Origin of the sequence: Pseudomonas sp. Fl4BN1 (assembly GCF_009908285.1) — a bacterium.
Taxonomy (GTDB): domain Bacteria; phylum Pseudomonadota; class Gammaproteobacteria; order Pseudomonadales; family Pseudomonadaceae; genus Aquipseudomonas.
Genome location: NZ_JAAARM010000080.1, coordinates 1 through 1,565, shown reverse-complemented (window position 1 = coordinate 1,565; position 1,565 = coordinate 1). Strand labels below are relative to the sequence as shown.

Annotated in this window: 1 protein-coding gene; it reads left to right on the top strand. The window is 64.5% G+C overall.

All coding sequences use genetic code 11. The features are described from left to right. A partial coding sequence (locus GV818_RS33630) for a ShlB/FhaC/HecB family hemolysin secretion/activation protein (RefSeq protein WP_161778737.1) occupies nucleotides 1-1,565 on the top strand: 1,565 nt, incomplete at both ends.

The following is a 1,565-nucleotide window of genomic DNA, read 5'->3' as shown; positions in this document are numbered from 1 at the left end:
CAGCGGCGTCTCGAAGAACTCAAGGACCTGCCCGGCAAGAGCGCCGCTCCCACAGCGCCGACCACCCCGGCCGACAGCCGTTGCTTTGCGATCAAGGACATCCAGCTCAAGGGCGCCGACTCGCTGTCCGCCGCCGAGCGCGACAGCCTGCTCAAACCCTACATCGGCCAGTGCCTGGGGGTGGCCCAGCTCAATGAACTGCTCAAGGCGATCACTGACCGCTACCTGGAAAAGGGCCTGGTCACCAGCCGCGCCTACCTGCCGCAACAGGACCTTTCCAGTGGCCACCTGCAGGTGCTGGTGGTGGAAGGCAAGCTCGAAGGCCTGAAGGCCGCCGATGACAGCAAGCTCACGGCCCGCGAGCTGAAAATGGCCTTCCCCGGCAGCGCCGGGCAACTGCTCAACCTGCGGCAGATCGAGCAGATGGTCGACCAGCTCAATCGCCTGCCGTCGAACCAGGCGCAGATGGAACTGGCCCCCGGCCAGGCCGTGGGTGGCAGTGAAGTGCTGGTCAAGAACACCGCGCAAAAGCCCTGGCGCGTCGGCCTGTCGCGCAGCAATGAAGGCCAGAAAAGTACCGGCGAGCAGCAGTGGGGCAGCTCTTTCGAATGGGACAGCCCCCTGGGATTGGCCGACCAACTGGTGCTGCGTGGCGGCCACGACGCCATCAGCGACCACCAGAAAACCTCGCGCAACGCCATGCTCTATTACAACCTGCCGTTCGGCTGGTGGAACCTCAGCTACAGCTACAGCCAGAGCGAATACCGCTCCCTGGCCCAGGCCGTGGGCTTCAACTTCAAGCAGACCGGCGACAGCCAGAACCACCAGCTGCGCCTGGAGCGGGTGATCCACCGCGATGCCGTGAGCAAGACCTCGCTCAACAGCGGCCTGAGCTACCTGCGCACCAACAACTACATCGAAGACAGCAAGCTGAGTAACAGCAGCAACCGCCTCAGCGAAGCGCAGTTCGGCATCAACCACGGCCGGCGCATTGGCGGTGCCTTCGTCAACTTCGACCTGGGGCTGCAGGACGGCATCGGCGCCTTCGATGCCCAGCGCCAGAACGAGCGCGACAAATACGGCAATCGCCAGGCCAACGCGCGCTACCGCAAGTACACCGCCACGGCCAGCTACATGCAGCCGTTCAAGCTGTGGGACGAGTCGCTGGTGTTCAGCAGCCTGGTCACCGCCCAGCGCAGCGAGGATGTGCTGTTCAGCTCGCAACGCATGAGCCTGGGCAGCCAGTCCTCGATCCGAGGCTACAAGGACCAGAGCCTGAATGGCGACAGCGGCTACTACTGGCGCAACGACCTGCGCTGGAGCCGCCCGGTGACCTGGAACTGGCTGCGGCCGGTGTTCGCCGAATACGGCACCGGCCTTGGCTACGACGTCGGGGCGATCCGCCACGACCGCTACAACGTCGAGCAGCACGGTCGGGTCTCCAGCGACTCCATCGAATTGTTTGCCCGCGGCAAGAACCTGGCTGCCAGCGTGACCTTTGCCCATTCCCTCGAGCGGCCAGAGGCCCTGAGTGAACGCGAAGCACCGATCTACTTCCGTTTGGA